Annotated in this window: 14 protein-coding genes and 2 pseudogenes; 5 read left to right on the top strand and 11 right to left on the bottom strand. The window is 59.1% G+C overall.

Annotation, left to right across the window (positions count from 1 at the left end):
• Positions 1-70: 70 nt before the first annotated feature.
• The 3 genes from M0D66_RS25620 (at position 71) to M0D66_RS25610 (ending at position 2384) form a co-directional block, all read left to right on the top strand.
• Positions 71-739 (top strand): nuclease-related domain-containing protein, encoded by a 669-nt coding sequence (locus M0D66_RS25620; RefSeq protein WP_266211890.1) that lies wholly within the window; start codon positions 71-73, stop codon positions 737-739.
• Positions 740-1001: 262 nt separating this feature from the next.
• A complete protein-coding gene (locus tag M0D66_RS25615; RefSeq protein WP_266211889.1) occupies positions 1002-1610 on the top strand; it encodes a hypothetical protein in 609 nt (202 codons plus the stop codon).
• 219 nt (positions 1611-1829) lie between these two features.
• Positions 1830-2384, top strand: a complete 555-nt coding sequence (locus M0D66_RS25610; protein ID WP_266211885.1) for a nuclease-related domain-containing protein — start codon at positions 1830-1832, stop codon at positions 2382-2384.
• Between the two features lie 45 nt (positions 2385-2429).
• Here the strand turns inward: M0D66_RS25610 and M0D66_RS25605 are convergent.
• Positions 2430-2838 (bottom strand): annotated as a pseudogene (locus M0D66_RS25605) (glycosyl transferase); the annotation flags it as partial.
• Positions 2839-4716: 1878 nt separating this feature from the next.
• Complete coding sequence (locus M0D66_RS25600) at positions 4717-5817, bottom strand: glycosyltransferase (protein ID WP_200564260.1); 1101 nt, start codon at positions 5815-5817, stop codon at positions 4717-4719.
• Between the two features lie 269 nt (positions 5818-6086).
• Between M0D66_RS25600 and M0D66_RS25595 the strand changes: the two genes are divergently transcribed.
• Positions 6087-7637, top strand: a complete 1551-nt coding sequence (locus M0D66_RS25595; protein ID WP_266211883.1) for a methyl-accepting chemotaxis protein — start codon at positions 6087-6089, stop codon at positions 7635-7637.
• Positions 7638-7676: 39 nt separating this feature from the next.
• On the opposite strand, the gene M0D66_RS25590 is transcribed toward M0D66_RS25595, so the two are convergent.
• The 5 genes and pseudogenes from M0D66_RS25590 to M0D66_RS25575 form a co-directional block, all read right to left on the bottom strand.
• Positions 7677-9107 carry a mannose-1-phosphate guanylyltransferase/mannose-6-phosphate isomerase gene (locus tag M0D66_RS25590; protein WP_266211882.1) on the bottom strand — a complete coding sequence of 477 codons (1431 nt, stop codon included), beginning with the start codon at positions 9105-9107 and terminating at the stop codon, positions 7677-7679.
• 170 nt (positions 9108-9277) lie between these two features.
• Positions 9278-9548 (bottom strand): annotated as a pseudogene (locus M0D66_RS37985) (UDP-glucose 4-epimerase); the annotation flags it as partial.
• 336 nt (positions 9549-9884) lie between these two features.
• Positions 9885-10196: a hypothetical protein gene (locus M0D66_RS25585; protein ID WP_266211881.1), complete on the bottom strand. Its 312-nt coding sequence runs from the start codon at positions 10194-10196 to the stop codon at positions 9885-9887.
• 119 nt (positions 10197-10315) lie between these two features.
• Positions 10316-11386 carry an integrase domain-containing protein gene (locus M0D66_RS25580; RefSeq protein WP_266211879.1) on the bottom strand — a complete coding sequence of 357 codons (1071 nt, stop codon included), beginning with the start codon at positions 11384-11386 and terminating at the stop codon, positions 10316-10318.
• Between the two features lie 1431 nt (positions 11387-12817).
• Positions 12818-13078, bottom strand: coding sequence for a hypothetical protein (locus M0D66_RS25575; RefSeq protein ID WP_266211878.1), 261 nt, complete (start codon positions 13076-13078; stop codon positions 12818-12820).
• Positions 13079-13588: 510 nt separating this feature from the next.
• On the opposite strand from M0D66_RS25575, the gene M0D66_RS25570 reads away from it, so the two are divergent.
• Positions 13589-14212, top strand: a complete 624-nt coding sequence (locus M0D66_RS25570; RefSeq protein ID WP_200574715.1) for a hypothetical protein — start codon at positions 13589-13591, stop codon at positions 14210-14212.
• A gap of 361 nt (positions 14213-14573) precedes the next feature.
• Here the strand turns inward: M0D66_RS25570 and galE are convergent, their stop codons facing one another.
• The 4 genes from galE to M0D66_RS25550 are packed head-to-tail and all read right to left on the bottom strand — an operon-like array spanning position 14574 to position 18898.
• Positions 14574-15596, bottom strand: coding sequence for a UDP-glucose 4-epimerase GalE (galE, locus tag M0D66_RS25565; RefSeq protein ID WP_266211877.1), 1023 nt, complete (start codon positions 15594-15596; stop codon positions 14574-14576).
• Between the two features lie 12 nt (positions 15597-15608).
• Positions 15609-16757 (bottom strand): glycosyltransferase family 4 protein, encoded by a 1149-nt coding sequence (locus tag M0D66_RS25560; protein WP_266211876.1) that lies wholly within the window; start codon positions 16755-16757, stop codon positions 15609-15611.
• A gap of 51 nt (positions 16758-16808) precedes the next feature.
• Positions 16809-17639, bottom strand: coding sequence for a glycosyltransferase (locus M0D66_RS25555; protein ID WP_266211875.1), 831 nt, complete (start codon positions 17637-17639; stop codon positions 16809-16811).
• The gene (locus M0D66_RS25550) at positions 17636-18898 is read right to left on the bottom strand and encodes an oligosaccharide flippase family protein (RefSeq protein ID WP_266211874.1); all 1263 of its coding nucleotides are present in this window, start codon (positions 18896-18898) and stop codon (positions 17636-17638) included. The genes M0D66_RS25555 and M0D66_RS25550 overlap by 4 nt, the downstream gene beginning before the upstream one ends.
• Positions 18899-19112: the final 214 nt, after the last annotated feature.

The raw sequence follows: 19112 nt of genomic DNA, 5'->3' as shown, positions 1-19112 counted from the left end.
TATGCTGATAATTCTTGCGGATGGTAGATGAACTTGTCCGTTCCCTCTGCAGTCAACAAAGGAAATGCAAATGAAACAGAATGAGGCACTGTTTTCTCTTGTGGGTACAGATACACCCCGTAGTATCGCCTGCCCGCAGGAACCGGCTGGGGATTTCACTGGGCCGACCGGCGGCTGCGATGGCTGGGTGGAGCGTCAACGCCGTTTGTCTCTTCCGTTAACAAAAAACGTGGCAGCAGTGGTGCGGGCAATGTCCGACCGTGCGTTCGTTATACGCCGCGGCGTCATAATTGAGCACGCACCAGGCACGCGCAACCCGATGACGTGGATCGACTGTCTCGCTGTGACTGAGTTTGGAGCGTTTGTCATTGATCGATACGATTGGACAGGGACCGTGAGGCGTACGATAAGCGAGGACGAACTCCTTGTGCATGAAAAGCCTGGTGTTGTTTCGGTGCGGACGTCTCCATTACGCAGGGCGAAGCCCGCTCTCCGGCATTTGCGTGGCCTACTGGCCGAATACGGCTGCCCGGTCGAATGCATTGCAGTATTCGCCGCATCGCACTGTGTGCTTGATCCCACGTTGCCGGAAACAATTCTGCAAGCGTCTGAGTTCCATCATTTTATGCGTACGCGGTTGAATCGCTTTCGCGACAGCCATCGCCGATACCTTGATTCCGAGAGAATCGGCAAATATTTACAGTTGCGATGTGCGGATTGGGGCAAGAGCTATAAATAGGGCGAAATGTTGCTTTACTGGCTTCGGTCATTAGGCAACCTGGTGACGCTTCATGATCTTCACCCAGCTTCTGCGGCATGTCATTAATGCTTTGGGGGCAGGCGCGATCAAGAGCTAAGACGATATCCGTAGCCAACGTGCGGTAGTTCGAGACGAGGCGTGGGCGGTTCTCCGTGACTTTTTCGGCTTGTGATTTTTGAATAGTATGCCCAAATGAATGATCGAGAATCGCGAGCTTCATGTCATAGCACGAAGCCACGCTATGGATCTCGCCGTGATTGCCTGCAGCAGTCTGCCACTTGAATTCAGGCGGGAATTCCGCAGGCTCGCCCGAGGTCGAGTCACCTCGACGTATGATCGGCGCACTGGTGCCAAGGAGCCGGTGCCGGCAGAAACACAATGTCGGCGGGTGGCAGAGGTATTGGCGGGATTCGAGGGGCTGCGCGCCGGCGGATGTGCGTTACAAACGCCGCTAAACTTCTCCAGCAAGTATTTGCGGTTTCTCATCAGTCTTTGGTCCGTGCAGCAGATGACATTTCAGGAGGTGGCCGAGAGACTCGAGCATTGGCGCCAGTTTTTATTGTGGATCAGAAAGCGCGTGCTCATTGCCCTGCTCAATACGACTCTTATCACAGGTGCATCGAATGTCCATAATGAATATCTCCGATGCTCGCATGCGGCTACCTATTCGCGACCAGACATTCCGGTGCTCACACGTGATAAGGCCGTGGAGGCCATCATGGAGCACCGAGGCAACCTGCGCAAGGCGGCTCGCGCGCTGGGGACAACGACACATTCCGTATGTGAGGCCCTCAGAGAAGGTCGTCCACAAGACAGGCAGCTTGTTCCGGGGCTCACAATCCTGACCTGACGCTTGACTTCTTCTGGCACTCGATACGCTGGTTTCACCTACGTCAATAAAGGAGAAACCAGCATGCTGATTCAAACAGTCTTCGGGCTGATGGCCGCGTTGTTCTGCGCGTATGTAAGCTTCAACGATAAGCTTTTGCCCGATGCCGACCCTTCGAAAGGGCGGACGCCCTCTTCCCGGGACCGCGGGCAGGAGGGCGAGAGGCAGGTGTAGGCCGAATTGCGGTGGCACCTCGCGCGCCTGTGTGGCGACGACTGGTTAGTACTGGACGGTCTTATCCTGATCCACGCGCCGGGAAGCACGTTTCCGACCGCTGAAATAGATCATCTGGCGATCACGCCCTTCGGAATTTTCGTGATCGAAACGAAGCATTGGAGCGGTGTCGTGACACGTGGCGAAACCGATGAGACGCTGACGCTGACGACGGCTGATGGTCAGCGGCTCGTGCGCACGTCGCCACTCCGGCAGAACGCGGCAAAGGTGCGGTTTCTGCGCGACTTGCTCCCACCTCGCCTGTGGATCGTTGAAGGACTAGGTGTCTTTTCGCATGAAGCGGCAATGGTGGCTCCCACGCTTCCAGCGGCGCTGCTCGAGCGTAGCGAACTTTACCGGCACCTGAGGGTACGTCAGCAACAGTTTGCGCGCACCGGGACGGGGCGCCTGCCCATTCGCACGATCGCCGACGTGATCCTGCAACATGCAGACACGCGTCCGGAAGCTCTGGCCGAGCACCGGGAACGCATACAGGAGGCCCGCGCCCGCGGACAAGGCTGAGCCGGACCTAACGCTGCTGATATGGGGAGGGATAAACCGCGCTCGCCGCTTCTCCTTTCCCACCATCATCCATTTAGGTGACCTGAACCGCACAATACTCACATACGGCCAGACATTCGCAACCGCAAACACCCCCATAAAACAATTGCGAGCGTATGTCGCCAGAACGACGTCGCCGGCACAACCGCAATCAGGCAGAGTAATCAGAGATAGGCCGACGTCAGCGAGCCCCGCCTGATCTCACGCGCAGTCCGCGAGCTCACTGCCTAGCGCATCAGGCGCTACAACCAGCGTATGCAGATGACGCTGTCAGGAATCCCTGACGACATCTGGCAAATAAACTTCTTCCGGTCGATCGAGAAGCACGTCTCGACGACACCGGACACACGAAGAACAGCACAGGATGCCACGCGGACATGCCGCGATTGCGCGCGACCAGCATGATCGACAGTTCGGTACTCGTGAGCGATGCCGCCACACCGGGCAGTCGCTCACGCGACTGCTGGAGGAACTCGCGTGGACGACTCCGCTGCCATCTTTGCGCAAGCCTTTGCGCCGTAGGTCAACGTGCGTCCAGTCCCCTCCACGATGGCCGCAGCAGCGCTCACGCACTTTCTGCGGCATACGGCGCGCCTCGCCGTCAAACTGACCGCTGTGACACGACTCACGCCTCCAGCATTTTTTCAGACGGTCGGGACGCGTGTTACGGGCGCCCGGCCGTGGACACCCGGTAGGTGGCGACGTCGAGATTCGTTGTTTACTGTGGCTGCACGCTCGACCGGGCTACGGTTTTCCGGGCTCGATGCCAAATTGCAGTTCTTCATATTCCGTGCGACGGTCTAACCACCGCGCTGTCTTGACTTCTCATTGATCTCGGCAAGATGAAATCACCGAAAGCGATTTCATTGAGCCATGCACTCCAAAACACTGTATTGCCGCGGTCCCGGCGTGAGCGAGGGTTGCGCGGAACGCAGAGGCGGTCATAAGGACGTTCGCGACAACCCTCCTGATGGCGTTCGCCACAACATCCGCAATTCTGGGCGCGTCGCAGCTTTACCGTCTGGCCGGGTTTTCACTCGAGATCGAGGTGCGTCTGGCTGTGGGTTGCTTTATCCGGCTTCGGGCCAGTCGGAGGGCGCCCTCCGATGAAGCCGAAAGCAACGATTGCGCATGAACAACATCGATTGAAGCGGCCGGCAGCGCTCGCTGACGCGGAAATAGCGCATCTCGAAATGGTGGTCCGTTACTTCGTCAACAGTCGCGCGGACGATGCTTCGGAATACTTCGGCCCAGCATATTGGCTCGCTCGCATTGCAGACATCGGTGAGCAGTTTTATCTCGTTCCTGCTCAGCAGCGACGTCTCACCGCGTTGCGGACAATGCTTGTGGGTGCAGCACCGTCAAAACCGGCCGCGTGTCCGCATAAGTGCCGCGTATGTAGCCATTGACATCCGATAGTCCCCTCAGGTGTCTGATTCGCAAGTTCGGCAATCACGCGGGACAAGATCATCGCAGATCTCGGCCTTGAATCTGTCGGAGGTGATCGACGCGGTCCCCAACCGCACCCGCTCTCCACGGCTACCGGTACGTGATTGCCTGCGACCGGCTGCAACATGAATTCCGGAGGGAATTCTGCCGGCTTGTCCAGGCTGCGGTTACCAGGACTTATGATTGGCTTACTCCGGAAGAATCCTGTGCCGCCCGAAACTCAATGTCTCCGTGTGGCGGACATATCGGTGGGTTTGAGAGGCGGATACGCTACGCAAACACGTGGAACTTAGACAGCAAGCATTTGCCGGTGGTCATCAATCGCTGGTCCACGCAGCAGCGGACATGTGAAGATGTGGCCGACAGAATCGAGCATTGTTCTTGGTGGTTGAAACGAAGCATTGGACTGGTGTGGTCCCACACGGTGAGTCCGGCGATGCGGTCACGCTTACGCCGGTTTTCGGGCAGCGGTTCATACACGCCTCGCCAATAAAGCGGAGCGCGGCGAAGCCTCGGTTTCTGCGCAATCTCCTTCCGCCGGGGCTGTGGGCCGTTGAAGGGCTTGGTCACTTTTCCATGAAGCGGTAGCGTTGGCTACCATGCTTCCAGCGGCATTACCTGAGCGTAGCGAACTGTATCGACGCCTGCGGATGCGCCAGCAATAGTTTATCCGCACCGGGACAGGGCGCCCGCTTATTCGCACGATCGCCGACGTGGTCCTGCAACACGCAGGCACGCGCCCCGAAGCCCTCGTTGATTACCGGCGACTCATACAGGAAGCTCGCGCGCGCAGACAAGGCTGAGCCGACCTAATGCTGCCGATATGGTGAGGAAGGGGCGGCGCTCACCGCCGCCCCTTCCTCACCACCATCCACTTAGGCGACTTGAACCGCACAATACTCACATACAGCCAGACATACGCCACCGCAAACACCACCACAAAACAAAACAAATGCAGCGTATGCCGCCAGAACAAAGTCGCCGGCACAACCGCAATCAGACACAGTAGCCAGAGATAAGGCGACGTCAGCGAGTTCCGCCGGGTCAACTCCCGCGCAGTCCGCGCACCCACCGCCCAGCGCATCAGCCGCTTATAAACCAGCATATGCAGATGCACGCCGTCCGGAATCCCTGGCGACATCCCGCGAATAAACTTCTTCCGGTAGATCGAGAAGCAGGTCTCGAAGATCGGGTACATGAAAAGCAGCACCGGATACCAAGCAGACACATCGCGATTACGCATCACCAGCATGATCGACAGTTCGGCGAGCATGAAGCCGATGAAATACGCACCGCCGTCGCCGAGGAAAATCAGCCCCGCCGGGAAATTCCAGATGAAGAAGCCGAGCACCGCGCCCATCATCATGAACGACGCCGACAGCACGATCGGATCGGACACCTGGAACGCCACATAAGCGAGCGAGGCGAACATCATGAACGCGACCATCGATGCGAGGCCATTGAAGCCGTCGATGATATTGATCGCGTTGGCGAGCGCCGCGACAGCCAGCACGGTGACCGCGCAGGAGATCACCGCGTACGAGAGAAGGAAGTCGAGCGGCGGCACGCTGATTCGTGTCACGGCGATATTCAGCAGGAAGTAGGCCAGAGCGGCGGCTGCCATCGTGCAGACGAGTCGCGCGAGCGGCGAGACGCGCTTGGTCAGATCCTCGACGAGGCCCGAACCGAATGCCGGCATGCCGCATGCGATCAGCCCCAGGATGCCGCCCGACACAGCCGGATACGCATGATGCAACTGCACGGCGGATACGATTAGCCCGACCAGAATCCCGGCCCCGCCGATGCGCGGCACCGGGCGCACGTGGAATTTCTGCACGCCGGTCAGATCGGTATCGGTCGAGAATTTTTCATGCAAATGCGCATAGCGCACGATCAACAGCGTGATCAGCAATGAAACGAGAAAGCCGAGCGCAAAACTAAGCATGAAAGTGAGCCTGAGCGAAGACGCCGAATTATACAAACGAAACGCATGGTGCCCAGAAAAGCAGCGCTCGTGCCATACCGGCGAAAAATCCCAGATAGTGAAGCTTTGACCGCCCGAAAAGCCAAGCCTGTCATGGATTCCACCTATGCGGCGGGGTCTCGCGAGGACCGTTAACCTAGATGCGGTGAAGTGTTGGTTGCCGGCGAAAAAGACGATCGCCGACGCATCACGGGGTTTGCCGCCGATCAATGAGACGTTCCGGAGAACCAATGCTTAACAACATCACCATTCGTGGCGGCCTGACGCTAGTGATCAGCGTGTTCGTCGCTTTCCTGCTGACCGTGATCGGCGTCGGCTACGGCGCGCTCAAACTGGCAAATAGCAGCCTCGACGAAACCCAGCACAGCGCCGCGGCGCTGTCGCATCTGAAGGCGAGCTCGGAGAAGCTGCTGCAAGTGCAGCTTGCGCTCGGCTCCTATCAGACGCTCTTTAGCGTCGGCAAGCAGACCGACGACCTGTTGCCGGCCGCGCATAAGGTGCTGGTCGAGTCGAACAAGGACTTCGCCGATTACATGACCGGCCCGTTCGCAAGCGAGGACGAGAAGAAGCTCGCGCAGAACGTCGAGCAGGCGCGCAGCGCGCTCGTCGACAAGGCGATCGAGCCCGCGTTCAAGGCGCTGAACGACTTCGACTTCAATACCTTCCGCAACATCCAGGGCGAAACCGCGAACGCCTTCTACACGACCTATTCGAAGGCCATCGACGCGCTGCAGCGCTTGCAGACGGACAGTCAGCACAAGCAGGCCGAGACGGGCGCCCAGCGGTTCCAGCTGGCGACGCTGCTGTTTGCGGGGATCGGCGCGATTTCTATTGTGATCGGTGTGATAGCGCGGGTCGGCTTGTCGGCGGCAGTGATCAAGCCGGTCAATGTGACCATTAAACACTTTGAGCGCATTGCCGCAGGCGATCTGACGATCGCCATCAAAAGCAGGTCACGCAACGAGATGGGTCAACTACTCGGCGCATTGACGAAGATGCGTGACGGTCTCGTTGAGACGGTGGCAAAGGTGCGCGGCAGTACGACGGCGATTACGCAAGGTGCCAACGAGATTGCAGCAGGCAATGCCGATCTGTCGTCGCGGACCGAGCAGCAGGCAGCGGCGCTTCAACAGACCGCGGCGAGCATGGAGCAGCTCTCGGCGACGGTGAAGCAGAATGCGGATAACGCTAAGCAGGCAAACCGGTTGGCGCAGGGTGCGTTAGACACGGTAACGCGCGGTGGCGCCGTAGTGTCGCGTGTCACTGAGACGATGGATGGAATCAGCGAATCGTCGCGCAAGGTGGCTGAGATCATCGGCATGATCGAGGGGATTGCGTTTCAGACCAACATCCTCGCCTTGAACGCGGCCGTCGAGGCAGCCCGTGCGGGCGAGCAGGGGCGCGGCTTTGCGGTGGTGGCCTCGGAAGTGCGTAGCCTCGCGCAGCGCTCCGGCTCGGCGGCGAAGGAAATCAAGGAATTGATCGGCGAATCGGCCGCCAAGGTAGAACAGGGGGCATCGCTCGTGTCCGACGCACAGAAGACGATTCACGAAGCCATGGACGCGGTGCAGCGCGTCACCGGCGTCATGAATGAGATCGAGGCGTCAGCGCTCGAACAGAGTGACGGCATCGAGCAGGTCAACAAGGCGGTCTCGCAGATCGACGAAGTCACGCAGCACAATGCCGCGCTGGTCGAAGAGGCTGCTGCGGCGGCCAAATCGCTGGAAGAGCACGCAATTGCGTTGCGTGATGCAGTCGCGGTGTTTCAGGTGGCGGATTAGCGCGCTCGGTCTCCGTGGGCCGGCCCCGGATCTGGGCACTTATGCCTTTTCCGCCCGCCCATATGTGTCTTCGAATCGCACAATGTCATCTTCGCCGAGATAGGCGCCGGATTGCACTTCGATTAATTCGAGTGGGATCTTGCCCGGGTTCTTCAGGCGGTGCGTGATTCCAAGTGGGATATAGGTCGACTGGTTCTCTGTCAGGATGATCTCGTTGTCACCGTTTGTAACGAGTGCTGTGCCCTTCACAACGACCCAGTGCTCGGCACGGTGATGATGCATTTGCAGGCTTAGCTGCGCGCCAGGGCGGACCACGATACGTTTCACCTGGAAGCGACCGCCGCCGTCAATGCCTTCGTACGAGCCCCAGGGGCGTGCCACACGACGATGCGTGACTGATTCGTGGCGGCCAGCCGCATTTAACTGGGCAACGATTTTCTTGACGTCCTGCACCTGGTCCCGATTGGCGACCAGTACCGCGTCAGCGGTTTCGATGATGACGACATTGTCGAGACCGATGGCGGCCACCAGTCGATGCTCCGCGCGCACGTATGAGTTGCTCATCGCTTCGGTGAGGACGTCGCCGAGAAATGCATTGCCGTGGGCATCGTGTTCTGCAATGTCAGCAAGCGCAGTCCACGACCCGATGTCGTTCCAACCGAGGTTCGTGGTGGCAATGACCGCAGCGCGTTTTGTTTTCTCCATCACGGCGTGGTCGATCGACACGTTCGGGCAGGCGGCGAAGGCTTTCGCGTCGAGACGCGTGAAGTCGTTGTCGAGCTGCGCGCCTGCGAGTGCAAGTTCTGCCTGTGCAGCTATTTCTGGCGCGTAACGGCGTAGCTCTTCCATGAAGGTAGAGGCCTGCAGCATGAACATGCCGCTGTTCCAGAAGTAGCCTCCTTCACGAAGGAAACGCTGCGCCGTGGCCTCATCCGGTTTTTCGACGAATGCGTCCACTGCGAACGCATGGGTGTCGCCGTCAAGCTGCGCACCCGCACGGATGTAGCCATAGCCGGTGTGCGGCTCAGTTGGTGCAATGCCGAAGGTGACCAGATAACCGTCTTTGGCGATCTCAGCCGCGGCTTCGGCTGCCTCGACGAACGCCGCCTCTCCGGTAATCACATGATCCGATGGCAGAACAAGCAGGATGGCTTCTGCGGACTCGCGCATCGCTGCCAGTGCGGCAACTGCAATGGCAGGCGCGGTGTTACGGCTGACAGGCTCCAGTACGATCGACGCCGGCGCAATATCCACCTGTCGCAACTGTTCAGCGACCAGAAAGCGCTGGTCATTGTTCGTGACGACGGTGGGAGCCGCAACGTTCCTGATCCCGCGCAGGCGCAATACAGTTTGTTGAACCAGCGTGTTCTCGCCGGTCAACCTGAGGTACTGCTTCGGGTATCCGCCTCGCGACATCGGCCAAAGTCGGGTACCGCTTCCGCCGCAAAGAATCACTGGGTGAATATTCATGGTCTCACTTCCTCCTGTCGAGTTTATTTTTTGTAGATGTCCATCTTAGCGCAAGCATAAGACGAAGCATTGAGTCACGGTTTTGCTCAAGAATGGCGACGCGCCCCGCGCGCTTTGCATGTCAACTGCAAGAGCGCACCACCGCAGAGTTTCGATCGACACGCAGGCGGTCCCTGCGGATTCCCCACCTGCCGCCGCCAGCGATTCGCACCATCCGTTCGATTCCAGCCCCCGCGCACCAGCCGAGCATATCAAATGCCGTCGCGGGATCGCCAAAACACGAAGCCACGTCGCTCGGCCTGCGAACCAAAATTTCATAGGGCATAGGTCGCCCGAAGGTTTTCACGAAGTTGATAACGCTATACTCCTGGCCCGTCCCAAGATCCGCGACAAACTGGCACCGCGCTTGACCATCGCATCGAGCCTGCCCAGATACCCACGTAACTGCCACGTTCCAAACGGGGATCGTGGGGCGAGATCATACATTCGCGGGGATGTACATAAGTGGATCAGGAAATCTCGTAGAGCCATTGGACTATGTTGCCCGGCCTTATTGAAAAACGGTTGGTCTTGGTAATCGTTTCGGTTTTTGCGTGTTGGGGCCCTCCGAAAGTATCCGGGCGCTGGCCGGCGAAATGTCGAGTCGACATGCTTGGTCCCTGTTTCCTGACGTTGATCTGGTGCGGAGCTCGCCAGCATCCGGCCGCAAGACGGCCTGCGGTTCCATTGCGAAACTCTAACGATTGATCGAGGCGAGAGATGGCGGGTTGCCACGAGTTATCGTACTGCCGCGGCGAGTACCTTCACGAAGCGGTAATTGCCATTTTTATCGTTGGCAAGTCGTTGTCGCTTTACGTGCACGCTCAATGGCGCGAGCTGTTCCATGGCACAACCTGATTCCAGCAGAATCATCCTGATCCCCGCGAGCATCATCAAAAATAGTTCGACGTTTATACATTGCGACGATTGGCGCTCTACGAAGCCGGACAATGTCGCTGCGTCGATGTCTTCGAGTCGAGAGGGAAGTTTGTCGCACTGGACGAGAAACCGTTCGAGCGACAGCCACGCGTCCAGCATGATCGTGCTCATGGTGCTATTGCTTCCAATTTTATCGATGCAATGCATTACCTGATCTTTAAGTGAGGATTCCTGCATATAAAGAACTCCATGGTCGTGGTTGTATGCGCTAGCTAGAATTCGAGCCGTAGTCAGCTCTTCGGACGCGAATCATGCGGTTCGCACCCGAGATTCGATCGGCCAACGGGATAGCCGCTAAGGGCGCTGTGTCGGAGCTTGGCCTCCTTGCGCGCAGCAGCGCGAGGGAGCTTATTCGCAGGGCGCCGTCGGTGAGCTTCGTCCTGGGGAAGGGAAATATGGCCTTCGAACCTGATTTTGATAGGTTGACAATAGTGTTCGAGAATCATCTGGGTGCGAGTAGGTCCGTGGCCCATCGATTCGCTGAGTTGGACCAGTACCTCGTATGGTGCGATCCCGGAGTCCAGCATTTCGGAAGCGGCTGTCAGCGCATACGTGTAGCGGAGAGAGTGGAAACTTACCTGGCCGACCATCCCAGCACGACGAAGTAGCGCTTTCAGTCGGTTCATCGCAGACTTGAGCGTTTTTCCGCTACCAGAGATCAGCTCGAAATCGTGCTCTTGGCAGTAGGCCAAGGCTGACCTGATTGCCTCGATCGTATCTTTCCGGTTGCTCTGGACTATCCGCACGTCTCTTGGCCTCGCGTTTTTCGCGCCTCTCATGAGCGGAATGCTGCTCTCGCCACGCATGAGCGCGTCAAGCCACATTTGCAGGTCACGCGGGCACATCAACGCCTCTTTACGCCGGAGGCCAAGATGCAGCGCAAGCGAGATCAGGTGCATCAGTCCAATGTCTGTACGCCTCGCTCTCGCTAGCAGTTCCTGAATTTCGCTGACGGTTTGGGCGCGCTTTGTGCCTTTGCGCACTCTTCGTGTCAAACGGAGTTTCCTGTTGCCGCATGCTTCGTCGATATCGCATCCCGCGGTCCCGGACGTTACCCGGATTGCCGAAAATATGTTTGCCAGAGTGCCGGCAGCCTTTCCCTGCGCCATGCAGTACTGGGCGTAAGCATGAATTACCCATGTTGGCAGTTGATCAATTGAAGCGTGTAGTTCCCCGACTTGCCTCGCAAAGCGCAGAAGACCGGTGGTATCAAAACGTCTGTTCTGCTGCGTCCCATAGCTTCCACCTGCCTTTTTGCTACTGACCGCTGCACTGTGTATCGCTTGTGACATCATGCCCATCGCGTTTGCCTCCTTGTGGTCCGCAAGAAAACTTACGTTCGCGTGTGCGGGATGCGCGAACGGGCCCCTGTCACGATCAGTTCGTGACTTATCTTCATCGTCGTGCGATGTCGTCAATAACGTGCCGGCGGACTGGGGGCGCGAAGGAGCCGGGCGCGTGCGTTGGATGTGTTCGTGATAGGAGCTGGAAGGGCGGGTGAGGCGTTGAGCTTGGGGATCCGTGACGGATAGAGCCCTTCGGTTTGCAAGTGGTGGGGAGATGGATGCCCGGACAGGACGCTGTCGCTGCTGAGTGAGCGACAGGCGCGAAAGCGAGTTGCTTCCAGGTGCCGTAAGACACCTGCCTCTTGGGCTGGTTGAGTGCCGAAGTCGGCGTTTGACACGCTCCTAGGTTCCGTTAGCTTTAGCTACTAATGGACAGGAGGTCGGTTGACTAATCCTCGCGCAGCATTAACTGGTGCGAGGCAGACCATATGTGGCGAATGTGAAACTCTGTATCAGAGTTTCGCTGTGGCCGCCGTGCTTGGCGCGGTAACCAGGCGAAGTCATAGGCCGCGTTGTGCGCGGCGTATGGCGGGCGGCTAAAGGAATCTAACTTGAACAGTTTTAAAGAGTCGGCCGGATATTGATGCGCGCAGTCAAGTTGGATGGCTTGCTGAACTTAAAGCCGAATCGTGTTGAGAAAAGCTAGTTCAACAGCGTGGCGATAGTTGGCATCGAAGCGAAGGATCGTGAACGATAAACTTTGATTGGCAGCGAAACCGCAAAACTTACCTTGGCGAGGTTCGCTTGGAACCCTCAAGTCAAACAGTGAGCGTTTCCGAACTTCTCGCGGAACGCTCCTTTGTCGACGCTTCAAATGTGTCTGTGAAGCGTCAAGTGGTGCCGAACGGGTTCGGCTTTCGCACCTCGACCTACGGCTGCAGAAATGAGCATGCCAGCATGGGCTGACGAGCGTGTTGCAAAAAATCGGGGAAAACCTCCCCCAGACCCCCTGAAACAGAGGGTGTAGTTGTCGATGCTCGTGACGTGAGCGAACGGTGCATGTCGCACGGCAATACCTGTAAAAGTTATTAAATCATAGGAATGGAGCGGACGCCAGAGGGTAGCGTGGAATATCTCTATGGCCGCTAAAGATCGTCTGCAAAAGGTGATAACCCGCCGCTCTCATTCAGTAAGGCGCGAAGTGCAATGACGCAGGTCCCGGAGTTAGAATGAAGAGAGCAAACTCGCGCGCGCGAGCACTCCTGGGAGTGGAAAACTGTGCGAACGGCTCCCGGACTCTTGGACCGGACCAGGAGTCAGAAGTCTTTCTGGCGAAACGCTATGGAGTAACTGGGCAAGCCGCGCTCACATACCGGGGCGTCTCTTTCGAAAAGTCGTCCAGAGGTCTCGTGGGTACCTGCTGCGATAGCTACGTCTACGGAGTACTCAGGTCGGATTGCCATCGCGCCGGAAATAGGGCGAATCTCGCCGCGAAGGCGGTACAAATGGCGCGGGCTCATGCCTGAAATCTGCATCGTCAATTTCGTGGCCGCAGTGCGGGCAATGCAGCCCACGGGCATGCGCCTGGGCGGGACGCTGTAAGCCAGCAATGCGCCGTTCCCGCTCCTCACGGAGGCCTCGTTTCATCGACCAGTGAATTCCCATCATCATCAATCCGATGCCCAATGCCAGCAACCCGATGTCCATGGTTATTCTCCCGCTGTTATGGTGCAAGTAGCATAGCATTGCGCTGTAAAGTACGCGGGCTTGCCGCACCCGCCATTCAGAATTTATACTGCTGCTCAGCGTCTTCGACGCATCGACTTTAACCGCCACAGCCGCCGCGTTTTTCTTGGGCCGGCTTGACGGAGAGGGCGCTCGCCCGTTCTTCCTACTTCATTTTTGTGGCGCCATCTGTGGCCAGCTTTGTGCTGTCCGCCGTATAGGCCGTCTCCTGTTTCCTCTCCCCCGCGTGACTGCATGTATCCCGCCACCGTCCTCTTGAGGATTTGCGGGTCCCTTGCGGCCAACTGCGCGCTGTCTTACCGGTCGTCGGCATCGTGCGACGGCTTGTCATATCCATAGCGAACGGCGCGCGCGGCCTGATAAACAGCGCACACAACCTAGCCGGGTGGTGCCGCATCCTGCGCGCACTGCTCATGGGTCGCCGTCTCACACGGCGTCGACCGCCCAATTTCTCATTCAAGGGAAAACAGCATGCAAGCCGTCTACGACTACCGATATGTGATCACATGCAGCACCCTGCCTGCCGTATTCAAGCGGGAGTTCCGCAAGCTCGTCAGAAATAGAATTGATTCTTCGCTAGATGTGCGAACAGGCCGCTGTTACGCGGTTCCGGCCGAAGTGCAATGTCGGAGAGTTGCCGTTCTGCTCGAAGGGTTTCGGGTTCTGCGCGCGGGTGGCTTCACGCCCGAAACCCCGTGGAACCTCAAGAGCAAGCATCTTCACTATCTGAGGTCCCGCTGGTCAACCGAAGGCCTGCCGGAACAAGCAGTCGCCGAGAGACTGAGGCACTGGCGTGAATTCGTCGTGTGGATCAACAAGCTCGGGTTGCTTCCAATCCTAAGCCTGTTTCCGAGAGAAACCGCATCGCGGTCGCGACATACGCGAGCGCCTGGCGGGGCGCTGGTACACGACAACACGCTTCTCGCGATTCCGGTACTCACGGAGGCCATAGTAATGGCCGCGCTTACAGAGCATCGAGGCAGCTTGCGGAGGGCGGCCTACGCGCTCGGTACCACGACGGCGGCGGTGTGCCATGCGCTGACTGGCGGTCGCGCACGCGATGAGGCCATTCCGGGGCTCACGATACTGAACTGACTGCGGACTCCGGACAGGCGCCGATAGGCCGTTTTCATTTTGGTCAGGGCGGGACCTGGCATGCTGAAGAAACGGTTTGACTTCGTCGCTGTACCGCCCTGCGCCCATGTCCGGACGTATGAAGCTCGACGCGACACTTGAGGTGTCGCGTCACCCCCCAGGCGCTACGGACATGCACGCCCTTTGTTTAACGCGAGTCCGAGCCGCGCGATGAGAATTCACCGCGTCGATGAGTTTGGCTTGACGACCACTCCATCGTGGTCTTGCCCGCTGGGTCCAATACTGCAATCGACGGCGACGGAATCCCTGCGTGGCGATTCGCCTTTCCGCTGTCGATCTTCAAACCATTGCCGCAGTGTTATCAGGCAAACCCTTGCGGATTCCTCTCCTGCCACCGCCAGTGATCCGCGCACATCCTCTCGATCCCAAACTCAGCGCGCCATCCGAGTACATTCAAAGCCGCCGCCGGATCCGCAAAACACGAAGCCACATCGCCCGGCCGGCGCGCCACAATCTCATAAGGCACAGGGCGCCCCGAAGCCTTCTCGAACGCCTTGACGACGTCGATCACGCTATACCCTTGCCCCGTCCCGAGATTTACGACAAAGCTGGCATCGCGCTTAACCAGCGCATCCAGCGCCGCCAGATGCCCACGCGCCAGATCAACAACGTGGATATAGTCCCGCACGCCGGTGCCATCCGGCGTCTCATAGTCGCCGCCGAACACCCGCAGCTTCTCGAGCTTGCCGACAGCAACCTGCGCCACATACGGCATCAGGTTATTCGGAATACCCGCCGGATCCTCGCCAATCAACCCGCTCTCATGCGCGCCAACCGGATTGAAATAGCGCAGCGTCGCAATCCGCCAGGACGCATCCGCCAATTCCAGATCACGCAATACCTGCTCGGCAATCAGCTTCGACTGCCCATAAGGATTGGTTGCCGACAGCGGAAACGATTCGTCGATCGGTGAGCTCTTCGGCACGCCATACACCGTCGCCGATGAACTGAACACGAACTGCTTCACTTTGCGATCGCGCATCACGCCGAGCAGCGCCAGCAAACTGCCGACGTTATTGCTGTAGTACTCGATCGGCTTGGCGACCGATTCGCCCACCGCCTTCAGCGCGGCAAAGTGAATCGCGCCGGTGATCGGGTGTGCGTCGAAAATACGATTGAGCGCCGCTTCATCTCGCGCGTCGGCCTCGTAGAAGCTCACGGCCTTGCCGGTGATTTTCTCCACGCGCCGCAGCGATTCGCGGTTGCTGTTCACGAGATTGTCGATTACCACGACGTCGTAACCGCCGTTGAGCAGTTCGACACATGTGTGCGAGCCGATAAATCCTGCACCGCCCGTTACCAGAATCGTACCCTTCGTGGTCATGCTGTTGCTCCGTTAAAGTAAAACGCCCGTCATTTTCTGCACCAGGTCTTTATACGTTTCGACGACCACGCGCTCGTCGAATTCTTCCGCGACTTTCTGTCGGCCGCGTTCCGCCATTGCACGGCGCTCGGCGCCGCTCATGTCGAGCATCTGCGCCAGCTTCTCCGCGAGACTCGCGGCATTGCGCACTTCGCACAGCAATCCATTGACGCCGTCCGCCACCACTTCACGGCAGCCGGGCACGTCCGTCGTAACAATCGGCCGGCCCATCGCCGATGCTTCCATCAGCGTGCGCGGCACGCCTTCGCGATAGGAAGGCAGGACGACGCAGTCCGCATCGGCGATAAAAGGCCGCACGTCGTGCGCCTCGTTAAGATACTCGATGATGCCTTCCTGCTCCCACGCGGCGACTTCTTCGCGCGTGATCGCGCTGGGGTTGTCGACGCCGACCGGACCGAGCAATTGGAACCGCGCCTGAGGATAACGTTCACGCAAGCGCCGCGCGGCTTCGACATATTCGGCCACGCCCTTGTCCCACAAGAGCCGCCCGATCAGCACAAATTTGAATTCCGCCCGCTCCGGCAGCGGCGTGAAGGTGAATTGTTCGAGATCGACGCCTTCGCCATGCAAAAGACGCGCACGTTCAGGATGCACCAACAAATTCTGCTCGACAAACGCGGCCTGGTCGTCGCGATTCAGAAACCAGATCTCGCGCGGGAAGCGGAAGGCGAAACGGTACAGTTTTTTGGCGACTTGCGCAGCGCGGCTCTGCTGGATAAAGACGTAACCGAGCCCGGTCGTCACCGCCACCGACTGCACACCCGCCAGTTTCGCGGCGACCGAGCCGTAAATGTTCGGCTTGATCGTGTAGTGGAACACAACGTGCGGGCGGATGCTTCTGTACAGACGATACAACGACAAAAGTGTGCGCAGGTCCTCGCGCGGACTGGTGCCTTTGGAGGCCACCGGCAATTCGATGCAGCGGCACCCCATCGCGGTGAGCAGCTCGAACGTGCGGTCGCGCGGCGCGAGCACCGTCACGTCGACGCCGCGCCCAACCAGCATGCGGATCAGCCCTTGCCGATACGTATAGATTGCCCAGGCGGTGTTACAGACGAGTGTAATGCGTAGCGCGGGCGTCGATTTAAAGGCAGGCTTCATGCGGGAACGGGCTCGACGGTGAATAACAGGGTGAATGACGGCGTAACGGAATCAATGGCCCGCACGCGGCGCGAGCAGCGTGCGTTTGACCCGTTGCAAGGCGCGGTAAGGCGTCACGAAGTGCAGCAGATTTTTGGCGAGACCCAGCCAGTCGTACAGGTTGGTGACGTTGAAGTAGCGCAGTTGCAGTCGCAGCGTCGAACTGACCTGGCGGCGCCGTTTGGTCGCGCTGATGCCGCCTTCGTTCAGCTCGTAATAGAGCCCGAGTTCCGGCAGGTTCGCGCAGTCGTAGCGCGCCATCAGGCGCACGAACAGATCGAGGTCTTCGGCCGAAGGATAGGCCGCACGGTAGTTGCCGACCGCGCGAACCGCGTCAATGCGCAGCATCATCGAAGGATGCGCGAGGCATGAGCGGAAGAAGCGCAGACGCCGGATCTCGTTCGGTTCTGCGGGCGGCGTCAGCATGAAAAGCGGCTTGCCTTCCCGCGTGACGACCTGCGTCCACATACCGAGGCCGGCCACTTGCGGATGCAATTCCATGAAGACGCGTTGTTTGGCGAGGCGCTGTGGCACGCTGCGGTCGCCGGCGTCGATGCGTGCTGCGTAGCGAAAGCCGCGCTGCGCAAGGGCGTCGATGCCGGTCTGCAGTGCGCGCTCGATGCCGCCGTTCTGCGGCATGCGCAGCACTTCGGTCTTCATGTTGGCGATCGCCGGCGCGACGATCGGCGGCGTGCTGCCGTCGTCGACGATCAATACGTGGATCAGCGCGCTTTCGCTGAACGAGGCCAGCGTGAGATCGACGTCGGCCTGGCCGTTGTACGCGGGCATCAGGACGGCGACGTCGTCGAGAGACATTTGCGCGGCGGCGGATGAATTCGTCATGGGCGCAATTTGAAACGAATGTAATAAAGATTAACTGACGCGGCGGCGAGATAACCGGCTGCGAGACCCACCAGCGCACCGTAGGCGCCAAGCCGCGGAATCGCCAGCAGATTGACCACGAACGCGACGGCCAGCGCCAGCAGCCACTTCGAGAGCAACACGAATTTGGCCTGATATTTCAGCACGATCAGATTGCCGATCGCTTCGATGCCGGCCGGCACGGAAAGCCAGACGGCCCAGCGGAAAATCTCGATGGCGCCTTCAAAATCCGGTCCGAACACGCGGCGGATGATGATCCCCGCCAGCAGATCCAGCACGATCGCACCGCTCACCATCAGCGCGGCGGTCATGGCCGTTAGCCGCCACACGTTGCGGCGCAATTGTGCGGCGTCCTGCACGCGGTAGATGAAGGCGGGCGCAATCGTCTGCGCAAGCATCAGCGCGAGCGTGATCCAGTTTTCGTTGAGCTGTTGCGCGGCGGAATAGCGTCCGAGGTCGGCGAAGGAAATCGCCCGCTCGAGCATCAGTCGGTCCAGTTTCAGGAACAGATACATACAGATCAGCCCGATCCAGAACACGGTGCCTGCGGTAGCGAAGTGCTTGAAGAGCGAACGGTCGACGTGCCAGTCGAGCTTGCCGCCATGCCGGCGGGTGTAATAGATCAGGAGAACCGCGCCAATGAGCGCCGATTCCGCGGCCCACAGCCAGCCGAAGCGCGCGGGCGTTGCTATGGCGCGTACCATCAGATAGACGACGCCGGCCTTCAGCACCGCGGTGCTCATGCTGGTGAGCAACTGCGGCTTGCTGTACGTCATGCTTTGCAGCCACGCATTGATCACGCCGACGAACGGTTCGCGAAACAGCATCGTCACCGCAAGGCCGGCGAGCATGGCGCCCACTAGCGGGTCGAAGAAGTGCAACGCAATGCCGAGCCACGTGAGCAGCAGCGCCGCGACGGAAACCGAAAAGCGCAGCGCAAAGGCGCTGCCGAGCACCGTGCCCAGCTGGGTTGGCGGCCGGCCGACGATGGTGGGAACCAGAATTTCCGCCCCGGACACCCAGGTGATCGGCGACAGCACCAGCAGCAGCGTGTTCGCGTACTGCCATTTACCGAAGGTGTCAGGCCCGAAGTAGCGCGCCAGCATGCCGCTGATCGCGATCGCCACGCCGATCTGCGTGAGCCGCTCCAGCCCGAGCCAGACGATGTTGGTGAAGGCGCGGGTGACGTCGGGATTGGCGAAGCGTTTGAGCGTCAGCATCCGGTGGACACTCGCCCATGCGGTTGCACGCGTTGTAGGTGTTGCAGGTGTTGTGCGGGGGACGCAACGTGCGCCAGGGCGCAATGTGTAACAGCCGACCTGGCCGACTGTCGCGGCAACATTGCAAAAGCAGGGCGTCTAAGCATTAGAATGGGCGTCTATTAGGGCATGTCCGGAAGGCGCAATTATAAGTTGGAACCGGATCGCTTCCGGC

Source organism: Paraburkholderia sp. SECH2, from assembly GCF_030464795.1.
GTDB lineage: Bacteria > Pseudomonadota > Gammaproteobacteria > Burkholderiales > Burkholderiaceae > Paraburkholderia > Paraburkholderia aspalathi.
This window is presented reverse-complemented; position numbering and strand designations above follow the sequence as displayed.

Coding starts and splice junctions, on each gene's coding strand:
- M0D66_RS25615 (WP_266211889.1), top strand. CDS start 1,002: ATGGATCTCGCCGTGATTGCCTGCAGCAGTCTGCCACTTGAATTCAGG.
- M0D66_RS25555 (WP_266211875.1), bottom strand. CDS start 17,639: ATGACGAATTCATCCGCCGCCGCGCAAATGTCTCTCGACGACGTCGCC.
- M0D66_RS25550 (WP_266211874.1), bottom strand. CDS start 18,898: ATGCTGACGCTCAAACGCTTCGCCAATCCCGACGTCACCCGCGCCTTC.
- M0D66_RS25580 (WP_266211879.1), bottom strand. CDS start 11,386: ATGGGCATGATGTCACAAGCGATACACAGTGCAGCGGTCAGTAGCAAA.
- M0D66_RS25560 (WP_266211876.1), bottom strand. CDS start 16,757: ATGAAGCCTGCCTTTAAATCGACGCCCGCGCTACGCATTACACTCGTC.
- M0D66_RS25570 (WP_200574715.1), top strand. CDS start 13,589: ATGCAAGCCGTCTACGACTACCGATATGTGATCACATGCAGCACCCTG.
- M0D66_RS25585 (WP_266211881.1), bottom strand. CDS start 10,196: ATGAGCACGATCATGCTGGACGCGTGGCTGTCGCTCGAACGGTTTCTC.
- M0D66_RS25575 (WP_266211878.1), bottom strand. CDS start 13,078: ATGGACATCGGGTTGCTGGCATTGGGCATCGGATTGATGATGATGGGA.
- M0D66_RS25620 (WP_266211890.1), top strand. CDS start 71: ATGAAACAGAATGAGGCACTGTTTTCTCTTGTGGGTACAGATACACCC.
- M0D66_RS25600 (WP_200564260.1), bottom strand. CDS start 5,817: ATGCTTAGTTTTGCGCTCGGCTTTCTCGTTTCATTGCTGATCACGCTG.
- M0D66_RS25595 (WP_266211883.1), top strand. CDS start 6,087: ATGCTTAACAACATCACCATTCGTGGCGGCCTGACGCTAGTGATCAGC.
- M0D66_RS25590 (WP_266211882.1), bottom strand. CDS start 9,107: ATGAATATTCACCCAGTGATTCTTTGCGGCGGAAGCGGTACCCGACTT.
- galE (WP_266211877.1), bottom strand. CDS start 15,596: ATGACCACGAAGGGTACGATTCTGGTAACGGGCGGTGCAGGATTTATC.